Below are 25,131 nucleotides of genomic sequence, written 5' to 3' on the forward strand. Positions count from 1 at the left end.
TATTTATTATTTTAATTTTCTAAAGATTTAAAATTTCATTTATAGTTTATCAGGCTTTAGTCAAAAAAAAGTCAAAAAGTTATTATAAAAATAAGCCTTTAATAAAATTAAAGGCTTATTTTTATAATATTTATCCTTTGTTTTATGCCTTCTAATATGTCATATTCTTGTGGATTCTTTAGTAACTTATAATATGTCTCAGCTTTTACAAAAGCCTTTAAAGCTTCTGTATTATCTTTAGACTTTGATAAAATTAATGCAAGTATTCCATAAGCAGAGGCCTTTTCCCATATTACATCCATTTTTTCATACATATTTAATGCCTTTTCTATATATACCTTTGATGTATCAGCTATATTAAGTTCACAAGCTGCATAAGCTGCATGGGTATAAAATATAGGCAGCCCTTGTTTTATATGGTTCTCTTCACACATAGTTATTGCCGTCTCATAGCTTTTTAAAGCTTCCTCAAATTTATTTTCTCTTTTTTTAACCTCACCTAAAAAGTCATAAGCCGCTGCTATATTTAATACATATTTATTTCTATCTCGCAATTCATTAAATCTATCTATGGATTTTTTCAAGATATCTTCAGCTTCTTCATACTTGCTTTGCATTATCTTTTGGAACCCTGTAAGCCTATACAAAATAGGTATTTCTTCTTTTAAATTATTTTCAATTGCAATATCTAGTGCTCTTTTTAAATACTTGTCCATTTCAACTGAATTATATATATTCATTGAATAATATATCAGCTGCTTATATGAATTAAGTATATGTGATACATCAACCTCTGAAGACCCTTCATTTATTATATTCTCCATTATTTTCACACCCTCAGTATATCTTCCTCTTCTAATATAGTCTCTTCCAATCATATACTGCAGAGTAATTTTGAGCTCCTTCAATTCCTTCCTGTTGTCAGAAGTTTCTTTTATTTCATAGAGTATATTATTAAATCTTTTAAATTTATCATAGGCTTCTACATCGGTTAAAAATCCTAAAGTTGTATTTTGTAATTCCTCATTTACTACAGGGAATAACTCATGATGACTTTGAAGGTACATATTTAGTTCCTTTATCATATATTTTAAGGATTTGAGCTTATTTCCGCTTCTTTCAAAATGGTATATAAGTTTAGAATTAAATATGTTATCTGCTAGGTTATGTTTTAAATTCTCTTCAATTAATTGTCCTATTTTTTCATGCAATATCTTTTTTTCAAATAATCCTGCTTTAGAATACACAAATTCCCTCATCTTTTGATGTGTAAATTGAATATTTATATTTTCATTTTCAAAGCTTTCTTTTATAATGCATTTATTTTTCAATTCTCCTATTATGTCAATAAGTTCAAAATCATCATAATTACATAACTCTTTTAAGTTCTGAAAATTTACCTTATCAAAAAATACAGATATTATATTTAAAATTTTTCTCTCGTCCTTATTTAAACTATATAATCTAGTTTGAAGTATGTTTTCCATTTTAGGCGAAATCAAATTAAAATCTTTACTTTCTTTTATATTATTTAACACTTCCGTTATAAAAAATATATTACCTTCAGTTTCTTCATATATAGCTTCTATTTTTTCATTATCCAAATTGAAATTTGGTATATATTTCGATATAAATTCAACGGTCTGTTCCTTATTCAGCCTATGCAGCTGAATTTCACTTATAAGATTTTTAACTTTAAGCTGATTTAAGAAATTTATAATTTTATTATTATATTCTTCCCTTGATACTAATATAGGAAGTATATTGCCATTTCTATTTTGTAGTATTAAATTTTTCAGCATAGTTATACTCAGCTTATCTATCCACTGTATATCATCAAAAAATAGTATTAGCTTTTTATTTTTAGTACACTCATTTAATATTTTTATAGCCGCTTCCTCCGCTGCTTGATATTTTATCATATCCATACTTTTATAAATATTTGCATGATTACCCTTATCAAACTGAAATGTTGGGAAGATACAGCTTATTATTTCTATAAGTTCTTGTGATACTTTTACATTTTCAGAGTTTATTATATTAGAAATTTGATTAAATACGTTATTCCATGGTTTCAAAAGATATTCTTCCTCTGCTTGATAACATACAGTACTTATAACATTTATTTTATTAGTATTTATTGTGCTTAAAAATTTACATATTAAGCTACTTTTCCCTATACCCGCTTCCCCAATTACAATAGGTGCTCTTACAGGCTTATTTAATATAAAATTATTATAATTATTCTTAAGTAAATTTAATTCTTTATTTCTTCCATAAAAAAAACTAAATTCATCACATTCTTCAGAAACCTTTCCAGAACTTTTTATGTTTATTATTTCTTTATATAAATTTATGGTTTTTTCATCTGGTGAAACTTCTAATTCCTTTTTTAATAAATCTAATAGTTTATTATATATATATATTGCTTTATCATATTTCCCCTCTTCTTTATATGAATACATAATTGTTCTATATGCTTTTTCATTATATTCATCTACTAGTATAAGAGCTTTACAGTATTTCTTTAATTTTGTTATATTTCTGCTACTCTCATAAACTTCAATTATCTCTTGAAGCTTATGAATATATAAATCTTTATAATACTCTCTAAGCTCCAGTACCCATTCCTCAAAATGCTCTTCATATTTCAAATAAAATCCTTCTAAAAAATCTCCTTTATAAACCTCTATACTCTCTTCAAAATTTGATGATAAAAATCTTTCTATATCTACTTCTACATTTATTTCTGGATTTAACATAATCACAGATCTTTTTGGTGAAACAAGAACTTCTTCATTAAATATCCTTTTTATAGAATAAACAGCATTTCTTAAATTTTTCTTAGCTACTGCTTCTTCCAAATCACCCCATAAAAGATTTACAATTGTATCTCTAGAAGCTTGTTTATAAAGAACCATATAAAAAATTAATGCTTCTGCCTTTTTAAATGGAAAATTTATTTTTTCTCCATTCTTAAATATCTCGGGATATGCAAAAAGATTTACTTTTATATTTGTCATTTTATCACCTTTATCTTAATATTATAAAAATTATTCATAATTTAATAATACCATTAATTTCAAGGAAAATTAATACTCTTTTTATATATAATAACCAAACAATGCATATATTTTCACATTATAGTTTGTAATATGTAAAAAAGCAGTGGCAAACTTCCGCCACTGCTTTCTTATACTACTATTAAGGGTATAAAATCATCATATTCATCCATCATGTATTCATCATACATCCTATTGCCCATAAATTTTAAAATTATATCTTCTCTTTTGTAGCCTTCCTTATACAACTTCAACTGCTTAATTATCTTCTTAGCCTTACTTTTATTTAAGTGAAGTATTTCTTCAATTTCTTCTAAAGTATAAAAGTCCTTACAAAAAAGCTCATTTAACTTTTCTTGAAGTTCTAGTTTATACTCAAGATCAACTTTAGAGTCCTTATGAGGACTATTTTTACCTCTGTGATGCTCCGAACAAAGATACTTATAATTTACTTCACAATCCAATCCACCCTGGCATCGGTTGATTATGTGGTGTATTTCGGCCTTCTTGCCGCATACTTCACACTTAAGCAACAAGTTCACTCCTTTTTTATAATTTATTTTTGTAATTTATAAATCATAGTTATTTATATTAATTTACTTATATTAATTATACTATTTTTTTTTATAAATTCCAAAATCCTTTTTCTGGTGAGAGGATTTTAAAAATAAATTACTTAAGACTTTCATATACTTCCTTTAAATTACTCTCCATACTTTGTATGTAGTTTTTATTATCTTCACTGGATTCCACAGTATATATAGTTTTTATATCTGCGCCAACTTCCTTTGCTAAAGTTTCAGATACTTTGGGGCTTACCATATCTTCTACAAATATTGTTTTTACCTTATTTTCTTTGCAGTAATCTGTAAGTGTCTTAAGTTTTTTAGGGGTTGGTTCTCCCTCTGCAAATACTCCTTCTACACTATTTTGCTTTAATCCAAAATCTCTACAAAAATATGCAAAAGCAGCATGCCCAGTAACAAAATTTTTATTTTTTAAAGCCTGAAATTTAGGTTGATACTCATTTAATAACTTATCTAGTTCACCTTCAAATTGTTTATAATTTTTTTCATAAAAGTCTTTGTTTTTTTCATCAATCTTTATTAATACATCCGCTATATTTTTAGCTTGAACTTTTGCGCTAGTAAGTCCTAACCATGTATGTGGATCATAATCTCCATGCTCCTGATCTTCTTCACTCTCATGTTCTTCAACTTCTATAGCCTCAACATTTTTGGATGATTCCACTTTTACTAAATCTTTATTTTGAAGATTAGAAATTACTTTGTCTACCCATGGCTCCATATTAAGTCCATTATAAACAAATATATCCGCATTTTCTATATTTATTAAATCCTTTGCTCTCGGATCGAAATCATGTGGTTCACTACCGTTTGGAATAATCGTCTCCACTTGAACTTTATCTCCTCCTACAGCTTCTGCAAATTCCTTTAGAGGATTAAATGTAACAGCAATTTTTATTTTTTCATTTCCATTTGATTCTATCTTAGTAGTTTGTTTTGTATCAGTATTCTTATTACATGCCACCAAAGACATCATTAATAATATAACAGTAATCAAATATAATAGTTTTTTCTTCATAACTTTCCTCTCCTTAAAATCATTACTTGCAAATGATTTGCATCTTAATAATATTATTCCACAATTTTACTGATGTCAAGTATATTTTTTAAGGATGTTGCAAATAATTTGCAAATAGGTATATAATATTTATGATACTTTCAAGAAAGGAGTTAATCTATGATTGAGATAAATAATTTACATTTTTCCTATAGCGGAAAGCAGCCTTATATTTTAGAAAATGTAAATTTGAATATACACCAAGGGGATTATATTTCCGTAGTTGGAGAAAATGGCAGTAGCAAAAGTACCCTTGTTAAGCTCATTTTAACTTTATTGAAACCATGCAGTGGTAATATAAATTTGCATACAAATAAAATAGGATATGTTCCTCAGCGCGGAGAAAACTTTAATTCAGAGTTTCCTATAACTGTAGAGGAAATATTGAAGCTTCATCAAAGGGTCCTAAAAAGAAAAGAAAAAAATCTTATACAAGATTCGCTATCCCTTGTTGGAATGGAAAATTTTAAAAAACACCTAATAGGAAATCTCTCTGGAGGCCAACAGCAAAAGGTGTTTATAGCAAGAGCTATTATGGGCAATCCTGACATTATAATACTTGATGAACCTTCAACTGGAATTGACACCAAAAGTCAAGGAGATATATATTCATTTTTAAAAAACTTAAATACCAAATTGGGTACAACTATATTGTCTGTTGAGCACAATATAGATGCAGTACTGAAGTATTCAACTCATGTAATTAGAATGGATAGAGGGAGCGCTTATTTTTATGACATATCCGATTATAAAAAGTATTTAAATGATTCTAAAAACCATTCCCCTAACTGTGATTGCTTAAAACTTGTAAACAAATAATTTTTAGGAGGTTACTATGCTTCAATATACATTTATACAAAATGCACTTATAGCAGCCTTCTTAATTGCACTGCTTTGTCCTTCTGTAGGAACATTTTTAGTGCTTAAGAGATATTCTATGATGGGAGACACCCTATCTCATGCTTCCTTTGCAGGGGTAGCCATAGGTCTTGTGGCAGGCTTTAATCCCATATTAAGTGCCTTTATATTCACTTCTATATGCGCTATATTTATAGAAGTATTAAGAAATTATTACAAAAAATATTCAGAGCTTATACTTGTAATTGTAATGACATTATGTTTAGGAATTGCTATAACGCTGATAAGTACAGGAAAAGCTTCTGCAAATGTTAATTCATTTTTATTTGGAAGTATACTTACTGTTACTCGTGAAGATTTATATACTATATTAATATTAAGTATAGTATGTATTTGTTTGTTAATATCTTTATTTAATAAAATTGCCTATGTTACATTTGATGAGGATGGCGCAAAAATAGCAGGGCTAAATATTAAACTAATAAATTATATTTTTGCTCTTTTAGTAGGAACTACCATTGCTGTTTCCATGAGAATAATGGGGATACTTGTAGTCTCTTCTATGATAGCGGTGCCAGTAGCTACAGCAATGCAATTAAACAAAGGATTTAGGCTTACATTTATATATTCTTTAATATTTGGACTTTTAGATATAATGGTTGGACTATTCACCTCATTTTACATAGATTGTGCCCCTGGTGGAACCATTGCCATTACTTCAGTTGTAATACTTATAATTACTATAACCTTCTCAAAAATAAAATGTACAAACTAATACTTTGTCATTACATAAATTACCATAACATACTTTAGTTAATACAAATTGACAGTTAATAATGTTTATTATATAATATACTTAATCTATAAGAAGGATGGTGTTTATGAATAATATTACTGCTATTTTTAAAGAAAAAAAATTAAAACTTACTCCTCAACGTATTGCAGTATATAAATATCTTAAATCCACAGTGGAACACCCTTCTGCAGAAACTATTTATAAGGCATTACAGCCTGAGTATCCTACAATGAGTTTAGCAACGGTATATAAAGCCTTAAAAACTCTTGTGGAAGTAGATTTAGTGCAAGAGCTGAATGTTGGAGAAGGTAATTTTAGATATGATGGAAACACTTGTCCTCACTCCCACATACAATGTTTACAATGCGGAAGAGTAGAAGATATTAAAGATGTATGTTTTTCAGATTTAAATGAAAAAATTGCACCTTATACAAATTATGAGGTTCTTACAAATCAAATTTATTTTTATGGTCTTTGTAATGAGTGTAAGCAAAATAAAGATACATTAACAGAAGCAGACTAATATTAGCCTGCTTCTTCTATTAGTTCTTTCCATTCATTTCCCGTATGCTTTTTATTTAATACTCCTTTTACTTTATTTGAGAATCCCTTCTGAATTTTTTCAGGCAAATTGTACATAAATAGTATACTGTTTTCATTACTTTCCTCTAAATGCTTTACCACTAAAGCAGAATTTCCCTTAAACACCTTATTTGCTTCTATATTTCCTGTTACAAATCCTTGCTTAGCTAACTTTTCCTGCATCTTCTTACCGTATACAAATTCTATAAATTTACCTACTTCGTTAGCATTTTTTGATTTAAGAGGTATACACAATAAACTATTTACAATAACAGGTACATTTTCTTTAATAGATGTTGATTGAGCATAGCTAGTTATTAACCCTATATTTTTCTTTTCAAGTTCCTTCATATAATATGATATAGTTATGAGCATAGGTATTTCTCCTTCAGTAAGCTTATTTATTGAAGCCTTATTTCCCATTTCAAAAGTACTCTGAGTAACTACTCCCTGTTTAGCTAAACTGTCCAAATAATTAAACATATTTTGAATTTCTTTTTTTTCTAGATATTTTCCCTTTGAACTATTGTATATGTTGTCTATATCATACATATTACTTGTATTACCAGCTATAAGTGCTGCAATTACATTGTTTACATCAACATCTTCTGTAACCAATACTGGAATTTTAATAGACTCCTTATTTACCTTTTTCATCACTTCATATGCTTCACCTAATGTTTTTGGAGGATTTACATTATACTTCTTTAGCGCATCCTTATTGTATGCAACTTCTAAAGTATACGGAATTAGTGATATTCCATAGGATTTATCTAAATATCTTCCATAAGAACTAACTACCTTATAATACTTTTCATTTAATTTTATCTTATCATGATAAGACTGTACATCTTGGAGAAGTCCTTTATTTTGCATTTCTATCATTTTATTTCTAGAGGTAAATATTATATCTCCTTCTTGTTTATCTCCATCGTTCATTATGCTTTCTCCAAGTGAGCTATTAATAATAATATTAACGTCCTTATTTTCTTTCTTATATTCATCAATTATAGCTCTTAATATACTAAGAGAATGGTTATCTTTAATTTCCACTTGCATTACTAAGTCCTTATTTTTATTTTCTTCCTTCTTTCCTCTATTGCAGCTTATAAAAGCTATTGAAATACACACAAGTAATACGAGTACAGTTAAAAACTTCTTCTTTCGAAAGAACTTAGCCATTATATCACCTCAACTTTAACTTTATATAAAGCATTATCTAAAGTATATTGTGTGCATTAATTATGATTTTTATTATATCAAAAAAAAGAAACGGGACCGTTATACGGTCCCAAAGGGGGATGGGGGGTTCTTGCATTAAACAAAATTTTATAAGTTTGCTTAATGCTTAGGAGATTTTATCTCCTTTACAATTATTATGATATCCCGTTTCCTATCTTTTATACATCCATTAAAATTTTTATTTATAAAAATTTATTAACTTATCTATTTCTTGCCCTATTTCTTTTCTTAAGCTTCCAGGTTCCAAAACTTCTGCTTCTCCACCGAAACCTAGTATCCAGGATTTTATATCTCCTATGTCATCTAAGAATAAACTTAATATTATTCTTCCATCCCTTTCATCTTCTATAATTTGATTTGGGGACCACTTTATTCCTTTTATGAATTTACTTATCGAACTATTAAATCTTATTTTTACTAAGATCTTTTCTCCTGAAAACACTCCCCACTGCTCTTTCAAATACTTATTTAATGAAAAATCACGAGGTTTTATGAATATAAAATTTACTATTTTAAATTCATAGATTTTAGATAACCTTAAGGCCTCTACTTTATTATTTTCATGACAATAGCAAATTATAAACCATTCTCCATCCTTGTAAATTAAGTTATATGGGTCTATTGTATTTTCTCCTATTTCATTTTTGTTTTCACAAACATATTTTATATTAAGAGATCTTCCCTTATCCATAGAAGTATTTATGTATTCTATCTTTTCATCTAAATTTAATTTACAGCCCACTTTATTTAAATCAAACTTATGGCTTTTATAGATATTATCTAAATCTTCATGCTCTCCTATGCAAGTAGTCTTTATTTTTATAACTGCATTTTTCAAATCTTTCCTTAATGGGAATTCGTCATTACAATTTATTATTTCTTCTGCTACTAAAATTGCATGTAATTCCTCTAAAGTTAATTTGGGAGTTTTCATATAAAATTCTTCATCTATATAAAAACCACCATATCTCCCCTTTTTAGTATGGATAGGTATATTAGCTAGATTTAAATTACTTATATATCTATAAATAGTTTTTTTATCTACATTTAAGGTTTCGGCTAGTTCCGAAGCTGTTGTAAATTTTTTATGTTGTAAAGTTAATAAAAGCTGCATCAAATGGGAAATCTTAGACATGAACTTCTCCTCCTACCTACTTATATATAGACTATCGTCCTTTAACTAATAAATTTTAGTAAATTTATTATAAAAGATAAATAAAATTATATTTTATTCATAATTTTATGATTTATAAAATATAAATATCTTAATTGTACAGATAAGTTAAAGGAGGTATTTATATGTTTAAATCCAATGAAAAAGAAACTCCCATAAATAAAATTGAAACACTTATTGGTGAAGGATGTAGTATTATCGGATCTTTAAAAGGTGATGATTTGCTTAAAATTGATGGATATATAGAAGGTAATATAACATGGCAAAATGATATAATCTTTGGGTCCACAGGATATTGCAAAGGAAATATATACTGTAAAACAGCCTATGTAAATGGTAAAATAGATGGAAATATAACCTGCGAAGAAACCCTCTGTGTTGAGTCTTATGGAAAAATAACAGGCGATATTAATGTAAAAAATATTATAATAAAAGATGGTGGAATTTTTCAGGGCAATTGTTCAATATGTAATGCAGATGATTTTAATAGCTTGGAATAGCATAAAAAATAATAGAAAGACATCTGTCTTTCTATTATTTTTTATTACCCATTCATTGTCCTGCTTAAGGAATAAATTTGTATTATTCTATCTATAAGTATTGCTTTGTCTGGAGTTAACATAGGCTTTAGAGTATAAAGTAGTTGAAGAGTTTTATCTTGCACTGGGGGTATATTAGGCATGTTACCTGTATCCCCTCTATTTTCCAAATTTCCCATAAGTGGATTGTTTGCTCCTAAGCTTTGCATAATGCTATTTAATTGTTCTTGGTCTATATTATTTAACATATCCATAATATTATTGCCATTCATATTGCTCATATTATTGATAGCGCTATTAATATTATTAGGGCTCTGTAAATTTTCTATATTATCATTGCTACCTCTGCGTCTGCTTCTGCCTCTTTCAATGTCTGCATCTCTATCTCTATCACGTCTATGTCTTCTATGTTTAGACATTATAATCCTCCTATATAAAATTAATAAACCTTTCTTTATTAATAAGGAGGGCTAAAAAAGCCCCCCCTAATTAGCTAATATTAGAATCCACAGCATGAACTTCCTAAGTTGTTACCACAACCTAAGCTAAATCTGTTGCTGTAGCATATTAAATAGTATAGAGTAATAAGATACAATATACTGTTGTCTATGCATCCAGTACCACATTCATCGTCATCGTGGTGGCCTCTTCTGCATTTGAATTGAAGTGCTATTAATATTAATATTAATAGGCCGTTGCCTCCGCAACTGTTGCCTGCATAAGCACCTGCTACGCCGTAATCTCTACGGTTTCTGCAACAACATCTTTTTGACATGTTAAACCCCCCTTTCTATGGGCATTGGTCTTTGATTTTATTGTAATCTATTCTTCGGCTTGTGTTCTTGTATTTGCTCCACTTAAGTTCATTATACCGCCTAAGCCATCTCTACCTCCTCCGCATAAGCAGAGAAGTATAAATATAGCTATTATGAATATGAAGTTTCCTCCTCCGTAGCCATTACCATTTCCATAACCACAACCGCAGCTACTTCCATAGCCATTGCCACAGCCTCCACCATAGTTATCACATCCACAGCTACTATAGTTGTTAGTTGGACAGCAATAGTAGCAGCCTTCATAATCATCACAGCAGCATTTCCTCTTATGTTTGCGATGTCTACGTCTTCTGCTACAGCAATCATCATCATCGTCGCAAGGGCAGCATATATAGCCAGAATTCTTGTTTCCTATATTCCCATAGCCGCATAGTATTAATAGTACTATAAGCCATAGAAATAAGTTGTTGGATCCTCCGCCTCCTCCTCCGAGCAATGACTTTGCTGAGAAGTTGCCGTCTTCACTCATTAAAGAGTTTAGCAAGCTGTTGAAATCCACTTTACTTCCTCCTTTCAGAAGTTTCTTCTATTCTTTTGTACTTCTAATATATACTATTCTGCTTTTTTATTTTTGCTACTGTTCTAAAAACATTTTTTTGTGCATATACTTTATTTTCTCTTATAGTTTTATGAAATGATTTATGCATGATTTATGAAATCCTTGATTTTCTTATAAACCATTAAATCTTAACCCCTTGGGTAGATTTCTTATAAATCATTCATAGTATATATTATGAATATGTCAAGAAGTTGTGATTAAAATAATATCTGTTAATAAACATTTTAAAAAAGGTATATTGAAAGTATTAAACTTTCAATATACCTTTAAATGTTTATCCTAAATTTATATATCCTAGCTTTTGAAATAATATCAGAAAAGTAGAAACCGAATTAAATACCATGTGATTAAATACAGAATACCAATATCCCTTCTTATGAATTAGATAGCAGTTAAACAGACCTATTCCAAAAATAACAAAGGATGATTTTAAGTTAAAGTGAGTAGCACTAAACATCAAGCTTGTAATTATAGCTCCTAGTATTACACCAATTCTTTTTTTACAAATTCTTTCAAAAAACAGCCATCTAAATACAAATTCTTCTACTATCGGAGCAAAGATTACAGTAACAGGAATAAGTATGATAAATGTTCTAAGAGGGACCTTTACCATAATTGATACAATTTCTTGCTCTTTTACAGGTAACTTAAAGTAATTAAATACTTGCATCCCGACTGCCCCAAGTATTATTACTATAATATAAGACAGCATAGCATATTTCAATCCCTTAAATAAATTAAATTCTCTTAGTGAAAAACTATATTTTCTGTAATCCTTATAATAAATTTCACTTCTTCTAAAACTAACTATACATATCGTTGTTGCCATAAAAGGAAGAAAATTTTGGGTAAACAAGCTAATCGCTACATATATTAACCCCAAAAACAATAACAAAAACTTATTCGTTCCTTTTTCTCTAAAAACTTTCCATAGTATAAGCAAAGGAGGTAAACAAACCACCACGAATACTATAATATCTTTAGCAAGATTTAGATTCACCTTTTTCCCTCCTTGAAATTGAAATTTACTTTATATTATATTGTTATTTTATCATAAAAATCACTTTCCCTTTATGTATTTGATAAATATTAATAAATAAAAAAATAATAAGGTATGCTTCCAGCATACCTTATTATTTTTTGATGTTTAACCTATATCATCAATCTACTTACATATTTGGCCATTTAATGAAATTTCTATATCATCTAATACTTGTTCTTTACCTATCTTCTTCAAAGTAGAATAAAAAATTATCTTTTCGTCTTGACTCATTCCTAAAGTTTCTCTAATTGTCTTAATACTCTTAGCCATTTCACTCTTTTTTATCTTATCGCACTTAGTAGCTATTATTGTAGACTCATATCCATAGTGCTTTATCCAATTATACATAATTATATCATCTTCAGTAGGCTTATGTCTTGAATCTACAAGCAACATAATCTTCTTTAACTGTGGTCTATTTAAAAGATATGTTTCTATAGTTTTGCCCCACGTAGCCTGCTCTACCTTAGATACTTTAGCATAACCATACCCTGGTAAGTCTACAAAATAAAAACTATTATTTATCATGAAGAAATTAACTAATCTAGTTTTTCCTGGTGTACCACTCACCTTTACTAGCTTTCTTCTATTTGTTAAGTTATTTATTAATGAAGATTTTCCTACATTAGATCTACCTACGAAAGCTATTTCTAACATACTATCTATAGGATATTGATTTATATTCACAGCCGATGTTACAAATTCTGACTGCTTTATTTCCATATCACTTTCACTCCTTACTACTTTCTTCTAAAAGAGCATTATCTAAAACTTCATCAATATACTCAGCTAGAATTATATTTATTTTACCTTTTATGCTCTTTGGAATTTTTAGCAAGTCCTTTTCATTTTCTTTAGGAACTATAATAGTATCGATACCAGCTCTAAAGGCAGCAAGTGTCTTTTCTTTCAATCCACCTATTGCTAGAACCTTACCTGTTAATGTAATTTCTCCAGTCATAGCAACATTATGCTTAACCTTTCTGCCACCTAATGCAGATACCATAGCTGTTATCATAGTTACTCCTGCTGAAGGTCCGTCTTTAGGAACTGCTCCTTCAGGAACGTGTATATGTATATCCTTTTCTTTGTAAAAATCCGGATTTATATTATACTTTTCTGCATGTGCTCTAACATAGCTGTATCCAGCTCTAGCAGATTCCTTCATTACATCTCCCAATTGTCCTGTAAGTTCTAACTTTCCACTACCTGACATAACTGTAACTTCTATTGGAAGTGTATCTCCACCATATCCAGTCCATGCCATTCCCATAACTACTCCTACTTGATCTTCTTTATTTGCTTTTTCGTAGCTATAAATTTCAGGTCCTAGATATTTCTTAACATTATTTATTGTTATATTTATGTTGTCTTTATCCTTTTCAACCATTTCTGCAATAGATTTTCTTATTACAGCAGAAATCTTTCTTTCAAGATTTCTAACGCCTGATTCTCTTGTATAATTTTCTATGATGTAATATATAGCTGATTCGGAAAACTTTATTATATCTTCTCCTAAATTATGTTCTTTAATAATTTTACTTATTAAATGATCCTTAGCTATATAAAACTTTTCTTCAGTTGTATATCCTGATACCTCTATAACTTCCATTCTATCTAATAAAGGTCTTGGAATAGTATCTAATGTATTTGCTGTAGTTATAAATAAAACATTAGAAAGGTCAAACTCTAGCTCTAAGTAATGGTCTCTGAAAGTGCTATTTTGTTCACTATCTAAAACTTCTAAAAGTGCCCCTGATGGATCACCTCTAAAATCATTACTCATTTTATCAATTTCATCTAAAAGAAATAATGGATTTTTAGACTTTGCCTGTCTCATTCCATATATAATACGACCTGGTATAGCCCCTACATAAGTCTTTCTATGACCTCTTATTTCAGCCTCATCCCTTACTCCACCTAAAGACATTCTTACAAAGTTTCTATTTAGTGCATTAGCAATGGATTTACCTATCGAGGTTTTTCCAACTCCAGGAGGTCCTACAAGACATAATATAGGTCCCTTTAGGGTATTACTCATCTTTTTAACAGCTAAATATTCAATTATTCTAGTCTTTACATCTTCTAATCCATGATGTTCAGCTTCTAAAGTTTCCCTAGCAACTTTTATATCAATATCATCCTCTGTTTCATTATTCCATGGAAGTTCTAATATCCAGTCTAAATATGTTCTTATAACCCCACCTTCAGCTGAATATGTACCACTATTTTTCAGTCTATCTAACTCATAAAGTGCTTTCTCTTTAACAGCTTTAGGTAACTTCCCCTTACTTATTTTATTTTTATATTTTTTTATTTCCTTTTTATCTTCGTCTTCTTCCCCTAATTCTTCTTGTATAGCTTTTAATTGTTCTCTAAGGTAATATTCTTTTTGAACTTTATCAATCTTATTTTTTACTTTTATTCCTATCTTCTTTTCTACCTTTAAAATATCTATTTCATTTTTTAGCACAACTAGAAGTCCTTCTAATCTTTTTGTGACATCAAAAGCTTCTAGAAGCTCCTGCTTCTTACTTTGTTTTAATATCATATAAGAACTTATAACATCAGACAATCTTCCAGGGCTTTCTATATCCTCTAAAGAAAGTATTACTTCTGTTGGAATATTTCCTGATAATTTTATGTATTCTTCAAAGGATTTTCTAACTGTTCTCATAAGTGCTTCGCACTTACTATCTTCTGCACACTCTTCTTCTTCTAGTATATTTATTTCCGCCTTAAAGAAAGGATCCATTTGTACTATATTTTTTATAGTAGCTCTTTTTTCTCCTTCAACCAATACTCTTACTGTATCGCCCGGCAGCTTTAGTATCTGCTTTATATTGCAAAATGTACCAACCTTAGATATATCTTCTTCTCCTGGCTCTTCTATTTTTGCTTCCTTTTGAGTAGCCAAAAAGATCTTTTGCCCATTTAACATAGCCTCTTCTAAAGCCAAAACTGATTTTTCCCTACCTACATCAAAATGCATAACCATATATGGAAATATAGTTATACCTCTTAGAGGAATTAGAGGAAGAATTATCAATTCCTTTTCCATATTTCTCCCCTCACTTCTTAAAATTATAATATGTAACAATTACCTAAATATAATTAGACTAATATATTATACCTATAAAAGAAAGTTTTTTCAATTAAAATGTAAATCAAGCTATGCCTTAATAATATACCTTAAAGCATAGCTATTTATACTAATCAGTTATTCTACTCATTAGCTATTTATTACATTATTTAATGGTTTAGCAGAGAGCACTTCTCCTGTAGTTTCAATATATATTGAAGAGTTGTTGCTACCTTCTTTAATTAATGACATATCTAGCACTTGCTTAATACTTTTTACTCCTATTACAGTTGCTTCTTTTATACTGCCAAAGCTATCTTGCCAATTATCCTCTGGAATTATAATCTTTTTTGCTCCTGCTTTAATGGCTGCTTGTATTTTGCTATTTACCCCTCCGACAGGTTTCACTTCTCCATGAAGGGATATTTCTCCTGTCATAGCTACTTTGTTATCTACATAGCTATTAGTTATGGCACTGTATAACGCTGTTGCCATACTTATACCTGCAGAAGGACCATCTACAGGCACTCCTCCTGGGAAATTTATATGTATATTGTAATCCTCAAAATTAAAGTTAAATATATTTTCTAAAGCTGTCATTACATTTTCAACTGAGCATCTTGCCATGCTTTTTCTTGTTATTTTCTTTCCATAACTACTTATCTGTTCTTCTTCTACTATCCCTGTTATATTTATCTTACCTTTTGCAAATCTATTTTTTACAGCAGCTACTTCAATCTCCATAACTGTTCCTAGATTGGCTCCATATACTGCCAACCCATTTACATATCCTACTCTTGGCTCATCTTGTATCTTTATTTCTGGCCTAGGGCTATAATGACCATTTTCTATTATCCATTCTACATCTTCTACTGTAATATTTTTTCTATTATCACTTAATGCAATACCTGCAGCTAGCTGTACTAAATTTACTGCTTCTCTTCCATTACTTCCATATCTCCCTATAGTTTTCAATGCCTTTTCCTCTAATTCATAATCCACCTTTAACGATGCATTTAATGCAATCTTTTCTATTTCTTCTGGAAGAAGAGGTCTGAAAAATATTTCTACACATCTAGATCTTATAGCTGGAGCTATTTCCTCTGGACTTCTAGTTGTTGCTCCCACCAGTCTAAAATCTGCTGGAAGTCCGTTATCAAATATATCTTTTATATAATTAGGCACATTGGGATCTGATGCATTATAATATGCACTATCCAAGAATACCTTTCTATCTTCTAAAACTTTTAAGAGTTTGTTCATTTCTATAGGATGTAATTCTCCTATTTCATCTATAAACAATACTCCTCCATGCGCCTTAGTTACAGCTCCTGGCTTTGGCTGAGGAACTCCTGCAACTCCTAATGGACCTGCACCTTGATATATAGGATCGTGTACTGAACCTATAAGTGGATCCGCTATTCCCCTGTCATCAAATCTTACAGTTGTAGCATCTATTTCTATAAATTTTGATTCTGGCTTAAAAGGAGAATAAGCCCTCTTTTTTGCATCTTCTAGAACCAATCTTGCCGCGGCGGTCTTCCCTATTCCTGGGGGGCCATATATTATTACATGTTGTGGATTAGGTCCACATAAAGCTGCTTGTAGTGCTTTTATTCCCTTTTCCTGTCCTACTATATCCTCAAATGAGGTAGGTCTACTTTTTTCGCTTAATGGTACAGTAAGATTAATATCTCTTAGTTTCTTTAAATTTTCCGTTTCTTTTCTGTTTTCCTTATCAACTACTACTTTATTAGTTTGTTGTCCTTTAAGGGCATTAAAAAAATAAAGCCCCATTATTATAGTTATTGCAAATTGAACCATCCACAGCACATTATTCATAAAAGCTTCCTCCCATTCATAACTTTTCTTTTTTTATTATGTGCTAATTTCTTTTTAATATTCCCAAGGAATCAAAAAAAAGGAATAGAGTTATTCTCCATTCCTTTTTTGCTATTTAAGCTGTTTCAGGTCCCTTTTTAGTTCTAGGTTTTTTCACTTTTACAGGGGCTCTTTTTCCATCTTCAGATTTAATAACTTCAGGATTCTTATTTTCAATTGTGTCCTTTGTTATTATAACCTTAGTTATACTTTCTTCGGAAGGTATGTCAAACATGATATTTTGCATTACATCTTCCATTATAGCTCTAAGTCCTCTAGCTCCAGTATTTCTTTTTATAGCTTCCTCAGCTATAGCCTCTAACGCATCATTATTAAATTCTAATTCTACGTCATCTAATTCAAAAAGTTTTCTATACTGTTTTACTAAAGCATTTTTAGGCTTAGAAAGTATATTTATTAAAGCTTCTTTATCCAAAGCATTTAAGGTAACTATAATTGGTAATCTTCCTACAAACTCTGGAATTAACCCAAACTTTAATAAATCTCCTGGCATTATATCTTTTAAAAGCTTTCCTGCTTCGTTTTCTTTTTTAGATTTTACATCTGCCCCAAATCCTAAAGAACTATTTGTAGTTCTTTTTTCTATTATCTTTTCAACTCCATCAAAAGCTCCTCCACAAATAAATAATATATTTGTAGTATTTATCTGTATGAATTCTTGATGAGGGTGCTTCCTTCCTCCTTGAGGTGGTACAGATGCTATAGTTCCTTCTAAAATCTTTAAAAGTGCCTGTTGAACACCTTCACCTGATACATCTCTAGTAATAGACGGATTTTCTGATTTTCTAGCTATCTTATCTATTTCGTCTATATATATTATGCCTCTTTCTGCTCTTTCTATATCATAATCTGAATTTTGTATGAGCTTCAAAAGTATATTTTCAACATCTTCACCTACATATCCTGCTTCAGTTAAAGTAGTTGCATCTGCTATAGCAAAAGGGACGTTTAAGAACTTTGCTAAAGTTTGAGCAAGTAGTGTTTTACCTGAACCTGTAGGCCCTAATAATAGTATATTACTCTTTTGTAATTCTACATCATCATTATTAGCATTAGAATTTATTCTTTTATAATGATTATACACTGCTACTGCAAGTGCTTTTTTTGCTTGGTCCTGCCCTATGACATACTGATCTAAATAGTTCTTTATCTCCATAGGCTTTGGAAGCGCACCCATTTCTACATTTACATCTTCTTCAAACTCATCAGTTATTATTTCAGAACAAAGTTCTATACATTCATCACAAATATATACTCCTGGCCCTGCAATAAGTCTTCTCACTTGATCTTGTGTTTTACCACAAAAGGAACATTTTAATTGTTTCTTGTCATCTAATTTGGCCATGTTTACACCTCACAATAAGGTTATTTTTTCTTGGTCATAACTTCATCTATCAATCCATACTCTTTAGCTTCATGAGCTTCCATAAAGTTATCTCTTTCAGTATCTCTCTCAACTATTTCTAGTGGCTGACCAGTTCTTTCACTTAGTATTGTATTTAACTTTTTCTTAATATTTAAAATTCTATTTGCATGTATGCCTATATCTGTAGCTTGCCCTTGGAATCCTCCAAGTGGTTGATGTATCATTATTTCACTGTTAGGCAGCGCATATCTTTTTCCCTTTGCTCCTGCTGCAAGTAAAAACGCTCCCATTGAAGCTGCCATACCAACACAGATAGTACATACATCAGGTTTAATATATTGCATAGTATCATAAATTGCCATACCAGAAGTAATAGAACCTCCTGGACTATTTATGTACAAATATATATCCTTGTCTGGATCTTCTGCTTCTAAAAATAATAGCTGTGCTACTACTAAACTTGCAGTAACATCATTTACTTCATCACTTAGCATTATTATTCTATCCTTTAAAAGTCTAGAATAAATGTCATAGGATCTTTCCCCTCTATTTGTTTGTTCTACAACAACTGGAACTAAACTCATAAACATTCTCCTCCTTATTATAAGTATTATAGTATATTTTGATTATTCCCCTTATTTAATAAATTAAAATTAATTGCCAGAAATCCTTCCTGGCAATTAATTGTAAATACATATTAAGCTATAGTTTTGCTATTGTCAACTAATAATTTTATAACTTTTTCATTAACTATATCCATTTTAAGAGCTGACTTTTGAGAAGTAGCTATTAACTTAGCAGTCTTTTCAACTTCATTTCCGCCATATTGCTCTGCCATTTCTTTAGCTTTTTCCATTATTTCTTCATCAGTTGCTTCTATGTTTTCTGCTTTTGAAATTTCGTTTAAAACTAAATCAGTTTTAACTCTTTTTACAGCAGTATCTTTCATATATTCTCTAACTTTTTCTTCGCTGCTGTTAGTATACTGATAGTATGTTTGAAGATCTAATCCTTGATATTTTAATCTCATTTCAAGATCCTTTAACATATTATCTGTTTCGTTAGCTACCATAACTTCTGGTATTTCAACAGTTGCATTTTCACAAACTGCATCTATAACTGCTTCTTCGTATTCTCTTTGAGATCTTAAGCTGTTTTCTTCTTCTTTTTTCTTTTTCAAATCTGCCTTCATTTCTTCTAATGTATCAAACTCTGAAACTTCTTTAGCAAACTCATCATCTAATGTTGGAAGTTCCTTAGCTTTTATTTCTTTTATAGTAACTACAAATTTAGCTGGCTTACCATTTAAATCGTCTCTACCATACTGTTCTGGGAAATTAACATTAACGTCTTTTGTTTCTCCAACTTTCATGCCCACTAATTGTTCTTCAAAAGTATCAATAAATGTGCCTGATCCTATTTCCAGTGGGTAATCAAAACCTTCTCCACCTTCAAATGGAACTTCATCTACATATCCTTTAAAATCTACAGTAGCTATGTTACCATTTTCTACTACAGCATCTTCTGCTTTAACTTCAACCCTTGCATTTCTTTCTTGCATAGTTTTTAATTCATTTTCTATTTCTTCATCATTTGCTTCATATGTATTTTTCTTAACTTCTATTCCTTTATATTCGCCTAATTCTACTTCTGGAACTACTGTAACTTTAGCAGAATATTTGAAATCCTTTCCTTCGCCTATCTCAAGTATTTCTATAGCTGGGTAATCAACTGGCTTTATATCATATTGCTTCAATGCTTCTGGGTAAGTTTCATCACAACAGAAGTTTATAGCATCTTCATAAAATACGCCTTCTCCATAATGCTTTTTGATTATATTCATAGGAGCTTTACCTTTTCTAAAGCCTGGGATGTTAAATTGCTTAACATTTTTTAAATATGCCTTTTTAATAGCTTCACTAAACTTTGCTGCTTCTACCGTTATTTCTAATTGAACAACGTTCTTTTCTATTTTTTCCATATTAACGTTCATCATCTTATTCCTCCTAGTTACCTCTATGTTTTAAACCACAATATTATAACATATATTTTAAATTATTTATATATGTTTACAATCATTTTACTTCAATCCTGGATTTTAGCCTTATCCTTTAAATAATTATATACAAATACTTCAAGTTTTACAAATAAATTTTCTGTTATATTATATATTTTTTCAAAAAATCTCTTGATTCTATTATTTCATCATACTTGTTATAATTTTCACTATAAACTTCTATTATACCTGGACCTTTATAATTCATATCTTTAAGCTTTAAAAATAAACTTTTTAAATCAATTTTTGCTCTCCCTGAAAGCTTACATAAACTTGCTGAGGATAAACCTATTTCCATGGCATCTTTATTATGCATCATTATTTTACGACCTCTCCGGTACTTTTCAGGTAAAATATGTTACCATCTATTGCAGTAGATAATCCTTTGGGATCAATATTATTAAACTTTATGCTTTCTCCATTAACGGTTTGAACATAAACATGATTACTTCCTTGAATATTTGTTATCCATATATATTTAGTAGACTTATTTAACCATGGAAGCTGACTTATATATGCTATGTTATTATCATCAATAAATTTAGGCGATGTACACCATATGTAATCTGGTTTAGATTGAAGCCATTCATCATGATTTATTACTACATTACCGCTAGTTGAAACATATTGATTTCTTGTTATATCCGTTACTTTTCCGGATATATCCATGTATTTTATTCTTTGTATTTTATCATCAAACACAACTACCGCTTTTCCATTAGGACTTATATCATATTGTGTTTTACTTTCTAAAGGTACTATATGTTTAAACTTTTTTTCTTCTCTTTGCCCTTCATATACAACTTTTATCTTCGTTCCATTTGCAAGAGTTAATTCATACCCTTCTTCTTTTTTCTGTTCTGGAGTTTTTTGAACTGGCGTTTTAGCTTCACTTTGTTTCTTATTTAAATTATCTTTATTTTTACTTTCATCATTTATTTGTTTACTTCTTTCATTTTCCTTTGTCAAAAAATCAGTTTTAATATCCGTTATCTTTTTCTTAAAACCATTTTTCGTAAGCAACCAAGTAGCTGTTACTGCAGATATAACACAAACTGTTATTAAAGCTATAAGTATTCTTCGTCTTCTCATTCTTCGTTTATAATTGCTACTAAAAATACTTGGTTTCCCCACACCAAATCCCTCCTAATGATTTTTTCTAGCATTTAGCCTAATAGGGCATATACAATTTATTATAACTCAATTAGGAGGTATTTAGTAATATTTTTTATAAAATTTATTTTTTTGCAATATAAGAGTCTGCAAATATTTTTGCTGTATCCAAGCAAGTAAATAATGGGATTTTGCAAGCTGTACAAATACTCCTTAATTTAAAACCTTCCCTACTTGAATCATTTCCCTTGTTAGGTGTATTTATAACCAGTGAAATTTTATTTTTTCTTATATAATCTACTATCTCCTTAACAGATGCTTCTATAGAAGATATTCCATTAGAACTTAAGAATCTTGCAGTACCTTCAGATGCCATAATTGAGAATCCTAAGTTTGTGTACCTTTTTAATATTTCTAAAGTTTCCTGATTTTTTTCAAATTCATTTAAAGATACATGAATATGATTATTTCCATTTAAATTGATTCCTGTAGATCTAAACGCTTTATAAACTGCTTTATTATAATCCTCATCTATACCTAATACTTCTCCAGTAGATTTCATTTCTGGTCCTAAATATATATCTGCATTATTTAACTTTTCCCCTGAAAATACAGGTGCTTTTACTGCATAATAATTTTTATTTGGAAGAATTCCTATCCCATAATTAGACTCTTTAAGACTTTTTCCTAGCTTTATTTCCAAGGAAATATCAATCATAGGTACTTTTGTCACTTTACTTAATATAGGCACTGTTCTTGAAGCTCTTGGGTTAACTTCTATAACATAAACCCTTTCTCCGTCAAAAGCATATTGTATATTTACTAGCCCCTTTATATTTAATCCTACCGCTATTTGTTTTGTATGCTGTACTAAAGTCTCTATTACTTCTTCACTTAAACTCACTGGTGGATATACGGTTATACTATCTCCAGAATGCACCCCAGTTCTTTCTATATGCTCCATTATTCCTGGGATTAGTATCTCTTCTCCATCACAAAGTGCATCTACTTCTATTTCCTTTCCCATTATATATCTATCTATGAGAATAGGGTGATCCTTAGATACTTTTACAGCTTCAGTTATATATTTCATTAGTCCTTCATTGTTATGAATTATTTCCATAGCCCTTCCGCCTATAACATAGGAAGGTCTAAGTACAAGGGGATATCCAAGTTCCTCTGCTGCTGCTATTGCTTCTTCTCTATTTCTTGCACATTTCCCTTCTGGTGCATATATATTTAAGCTCTTAAGGAATTTACCAAATTTATCTCTGTCTTCTGCTATATCAATAGACTCAAAAGAAGTTCCAAGTATTTTTACCCCTCTTTTATGAAGCTCCTTAGCTAAATTTATAGAAGTCTGTCCTCCAAATTCCAATATGACTCCTTCTATTTTTTCCTTTTCTATTATATTCACAACATTTTCTAATGTTATAGGTTCAAAATATAATTTATCTGCTGTATCAAAATCTGTACTAACTGTTTCAGGATTACTATTTATTATTATAGGTGAGTATCCATTCTTTTTTACTGCCCATATTCCATGCACTGAGCAATAATCAAATTCTATCCCCTGTCCTATTCTTATAGGTCCTGATCCTACTATTAATATTTTTCTTTCATTACTTATTATATTTTCATCCTCTTCATCATAAGTAGAATAGTAATATGGAGTGCTTGCTTCAAATTCTCCGCTGCAAGTATCTACTATTTTATAGGATGGTATTATACTATTTTCTTTTCTTATTTCCTCTATATACTCTTCACTAAGATCTAGAATCTTACTTATATCCTTATCTGAAAATCCTAACTTCTTAGCTTCCTTTAAATCATATATATTTAATCCTTCACGCTGAAGTTTTCTTTCCATATTTATTATGTTATTTATCCCATTTAAAAACCACATATCAATTTTAGTTATTTCACTTATCTCTATTAAAGACATATCTCGTCTTATAGCCTCTGCTATAAAAAATAACCTTCTATCATCTTGACATCTTATTCCGTCTTTTATTTCATCTAAAGACAATCTCATAATTTCATCTACCAAAAGTGAATTTATATTTCCATCTAAAGAAGCTATAGCTTTCATAAGCGATGCCTCAAAACTTCTTGCTAGTGCCATAACTTCTCCTGTTGCCTTCATCTGTGTCCCAAGCTTTCTATCAGCTCTTTCAAATTTGTCAAAAGGCCATCTAGGTATCTTAGTTACTACATAATCTATAGCTGGCTCAAAGCACGCACTAGAATTCCCAGTAACAGGGTTCTTGAGTTCATCCAAGCTATATCCTAGCGCAATCTTTGATGCTATTTTTGCTATTGGATACCCTGTAGCTTTAGAAGCAAGTGCACTTGATCTACTTACCCTTGGATTTACTTCAATTACTACATATTTATTATCATTAGGATTTAATGCAAGCTGTACATTACATCCTCCCTCTATTTTTAAACTTCTTACTATATCTGTGGATGCTTTTCTAAGCATTTGATACTCTTTATCTCTTAAGGTTTGTGATGGAGCAACTACTATACTATCACCAGTATGTATTCCAACAGGGTCCATATTCTCCATATTACATACTATAATACAATTATCCTTTTTATCTCTTATAACTTCGTATTCTATTTCCTTCCACCCTGCAACACTCTGCTCTAATAATATTTGATTTATAGGACTCATGCTTATTCCTCTTGAGCATATTTCTACAAGCTCTTCTATATTAGAAGCAATTCCACCACCAGTTCCACCTAATGTATAAGCTGGTCTTATTATTACAGGAAATCCATGATTCCCTACAAATTCTTTACACTGATCAACATTTGTAGCTATAATACTTTCCGGAATAGGCTGGCCTGTTTCTAACATCAACTTTTTAAACTCTTCTCTATCCTCTGATTTTTTTATGGCATCACTATTTATACCAAGAAGTTTAACTTGAAACTTATCGAGTATCCCTTGTTCTTTAAGTTTCATAGCAAGATTTAAAGCTGTTTGTCCTCCAAATCCAGCCATAATACCTTCAGGTCTTTCCTTTTCTATTATCTCTTCTATAGATTCTACATCAAGGGGCTCTATATATACTTTATCTGCTATTTCAGTATCAGTCATTATAGTAGCAGGATTACTATTTACTAGAACTACCTCAATTCCTTCTTCTCTTACAGCAGTACAAGCCTGAGTTCCTGAGTAATCAAACTCAGCAGCTTGACCAATTATTATAGGACCTGACCCTAGTATTAAAACCTTCTTTAAACTTTTATCTAATGCCATAATTTTT

22 protein-coding genes are annotated in these 25,131 nt (G+C 30.0%); 4 read left to right on the top strand and 18 right to left on the bottom strand.

What is annotated here, in order from left to right; all coding sequences use genetic code 11:
- Positions 1-107 precede the first annotated feature (107 nt).
- From BSD9I1_RS16645 to BSD9I1_RS16655, 3 genes are all read right to left on the bottom strand, one after another.
- On the bottom strand, positions 108-3,023 hold the full coding sequence (locus BSD9I1_RS16645; RefSeq protein ID WP_186431282.1) for an AAA family ATPase: 2,916 nt from the start codon (positions 3,021-3,023) through the stop codon (positions 108-110).
- A 170-nt stretch (positions 3,024-3,193) separates the two neighbouring features.
- Positions 3,194-3,595 carry an HNH endonuclease gene (locus tag BSD9I1_RS16650; protein ID WP_186431283.1) on the bottom strand — a complete coding sequence of 134 codons (402 nt, stop codon included), beginning with the start codon at positions 3,593-3,595 and terminating at the stop codon, positions 3,194-3,196.
- Between the two features lie 139 nt (positions 3,596-3,734).
- Positions 3,735-4,667 carry a metal ABC transporter substrate-binding protein gene (locus tag BSD9I1_RS16655; RefSeq protein WP_186431284.1) on the bottom strand — a complete coding sequence of 311 codons (933 nt, stop codon included), beginning with the start codon at positions 4,665-4,667 and terminating at the stop codon, positions 3,735-3,737.
- A gap of 159 nt (positions 4,668-4,826) precedes the next feature.
- Between BSD9I1_RS16655 and BSD9I1_RS16660 the strand changes: the two genes are divergently transcribed.
- The 3 genes from BSD9I1_RS16660 to BSD9I1_RS16670 all read left to right on the top strand — a co-directional run bounded on the left by BSD9I1_RS16660 (position 4,827) and on the right by BSD9I1_RS16670 (position 6,883).
- Complete coding sequence (locus BSD9I1_RS16660) at positions 4,827-5,525, top strand: metal ABC transporter ATP-binding protein (RefSeq protein ID WP_186431285.1); 699 nt, start codon at positions 4,827-4,829, stop codon at positions 5,523-5,525.
- A gap of 16 nt (positions 5,526-5,541) precedes the next feature.
- Positions 5,542-6,339 (top strand): metal ABC transporter permease, encoded by a 798-nt coding sequence (locus BSD9I1_RS16665; protein WP_186431286.1) that lies wholly within the window; start codon positions 5,542-5,544, stop codon positions 6,337-6,339.
- A gap of 106 nt (positions 6,340-6,445) precedes the next feature.
- On the top strand, positions 6,446-6,883 hold the full coding sequence (locus BSD9I1_RS16670; protein WP_035311757.1) for a Fur family transcriptional regulator: 438 nt from the start codon (positions 6,446-6,448) through the stop codon (positions 6,881-6,883).
- Between the two features lie 2 nt (positions 6,884-6,885).
- Here the strand turns inward: BSD9I1_RS16670 and BSD9I1_RS16675 are convergent, their stop codons facing one another.
- Together BSD9I1_RS16675 and BSD9I1_RS16680 are read right to left on the bottom strand one after the other, a co-directional pair.
- Complete coding sequence (locus BSD9I1_RS16675; protein ID WP_186431287.1) at positions 6,886-8,124, bottom strand: ABC transporter substrate-binding protein; 1,239 nt, start codon at positions 8,122-8,124, stop codon at positions 6,886-6,888.
- Positions 8,125-8,362: 238 nt separating this feature from the next.
- Entirely contained in the window at positions 8,363-9,319 is a 957-nt protein-coding gene (locus tag BSD9I1_RS16680; protein WP_186431288.1) for a YafY family protein, read from the bottom strand.
- A gap of 164 nt (positions 9,320-9,483) precedes the next feature.
- On the opposite strand from BSD9I1_RS16680, the gene BSD9I1_RS16685 reads away from it, so the two are divergent.
- Complete coding sequence (locus tag BSD9I1_RS16685) at positions 9,484-9,858, top strand: polymer-forming cytoskeletal protein (RefSeq protein ID WP_035311753.1); 375 nt, start codon at positions 9,484-9,486, stop codon at positions 9,856-9,858.
- A 44-nt stretch (positions 9,859-9,902) separates the two neighbouring features.
- Here BSD9I1_RS16685 and BSD9I1_RS18970 read toward each other — a convergent pair whose 3' ends face one another.
- The 13 genes from BSD9I1_RS18970 to carB all read right to left on the bottom strand — a co-directional run bounded on the left by BSD9I1_RS18970 (position 9,903) and on the right by carB (position 25,124).
- On the bottom strand, positions 9,903-10,316 hold the full coding sequence (locus tag BSD9I1_RS18970; protein WP_242966538.1) for a hypothetical protein: 414 nt from the start codon (positions 10,314-10,316) through the stop codon (positions 9,903-9,905).
- An 80-nt stretch (positions 10,317-10,396) separates the two neighbouring features.
- Positions 10,397-10,672 carry a hypothetical protein gene (locus tag BSD9I1_RS16695; protein ID WP_052085895.1) on the bottom strand — a complete coding sequence of 92 codons (276 nt, stop codon included), beginning with the start codon at positions 10,670-10,672 and terminating at the stop codon, positions 10,397-10,399.
- 47 nt (positions 10,673-10,719) lie between these two features.
- A complete protein-coding gene (locus tag BSD9I1_RS16700) occupies positions 10,720-11,232 on the bottom strand; it encodes a hypothetical protein (protein WP_186431289.1) in 513 nt (170 codons plus the stop codon).
- A gap of 334 nt (positions 11,233-11,566) precedes the next feature.
- The gene (locus BSD9I1_RS16705) at positions 11,567-12,292 is read right to left on the bottom strand and encodes a CPBP family intramembrane glutamic endopeptidase (RefSeq protein WP_186431290.1); all 726 of its coding nucleotides are present in this window, start codon (positions 12,290-12,292) and stop codon (positions 11,567-11,569) included.
- 165 nt (positions 12,293-12,457) lie between these two features.
- On the bottom strand, positions 12,458-13,057 hold the full coding sequence (gene yihA, locus BSD9I1_RS16710) for a ribosome biogenesis GTP-binding protein YihA/YsxC (RefSeq protein WP_186431291.1): 600 nt from the start codon (positions 13,055-13,057) through the stop codon (positions 12,458-12,460).
- Between the two features lie 7 nt (positions 13,058-13,064).
- Positions 13,065-15,395 (bottom strand): endopeptidase La, encoded by a 2,331-nt coding sequence (gene lon / locus BSD9I1_RS16715; RefSeq protein WP_186431292.1) that lies wholly within the window; start codon positions 15,393-15,395, stop codon positions 13,065-13,067.
- A 171-nt stretch (positions 15,396-15,566) separates the two neighbouring features.
- The gene (lonB, locus tag BSD9I1_RS16720; RefSeq protein ID WP_186431293.1) at positions 15,567-17,258 is read right to left on the bottom strand and encodes an ATP-dependent protease LonB; all 1,692 of its coding nucleotides are present in this window, start codon (positions 17,256-17,258) and stop codon (positions 15,567-15,569) included.
- Positions 17,259-17,373: 115 nt separating this feature from the next.
- Positions 17,374-18,663 (bottom strand): ATP-dependent Clp protease ATP-binding subunit ClpX, encoded by a 1,290-nt coding sequence (gene clpX, locus BSD9I1_RS16725; RefSeq protein ID WP_186431294.1) that lies wholly within the window; start codon positions 18,661-18,663, stop codon positions 17,374-17,376.
- Between the two features lie 20 nt (positions 18,664-18,683).
- Complete coding sequence (gene clpP / locus BSD9I1_RS16730; protein ID WP_035311747.1) at positions 18,684-19,268, bottom strand: ATP-dependent Clp endopeptidase proteolytic subunit ClpP; 585 nt, start codon at positions 19,266-19,268, stop codon at positions 18,684-18,686.
- A 113-nt stretch (positions 19,269-19,381) separates the two neighbouring features.
- The gene (gene tig / locus BSD9I1_RS16735) at positions 19,382-20,677 is read right to left on the bottom strand and encodes a trigger factor (RefSeq protein ID WP_035311765.1); all 1,296 of its coding nucleotides are present in this window, start codon (positions 20,675-20,677) and stop codon (positions 19,382-19,384) included.
- Positions 20,678-20,843: 166 nt separating this feature from the next.
- Positions 20,844-21,059, bottom strand: coding sequence for a hypothetical protein (locus BSD9I1_RS16740; RefSeq protein WP_186431295.1), 216 nt, complete (start codon positions 21,057-21,059; stop codon positions 20,844-20,846).
- Positions 21,059-21,874, bottom strand: coding sequence for a hypothetical protein (locus BSD9I1_RS16745; protein ID WP_186431296.1), 816 nt, complete (start codon positions 21,872-21,874; stop codon positions 21,059-21,061). Before BSD9I1_RS16745 ends, BSD9I1_RS16740 begins: the two co-directional genes overlap by 1 nt.
- Before the next feature lie 103 nt (positions 21,875-21,977).
- Positions 21,978-25,124, bottom strand: coding sequence for a carbamoyl-phosphate synthase (glutamine-hydrolyzing) large subunit (carB, locus tag BSD9I1_RS16750; protein ID WP_186431297.1), 3,147 nt, complete (start codon positions 25,122-25,124; stop codon positions 21,978-21,980).
- Between the last annotated feature and the right edge of the window lie 7 nt (positions 25,125-25,131).

It is taken from the genome of Clostridium sp. BSD9I1, assembly GCF_900185645.1.
Taxonomy (GTDB): Bacteria; Bacillota; Clostridia; order Clostridiales; family Clostridiaceae; genus Clostridium_AK.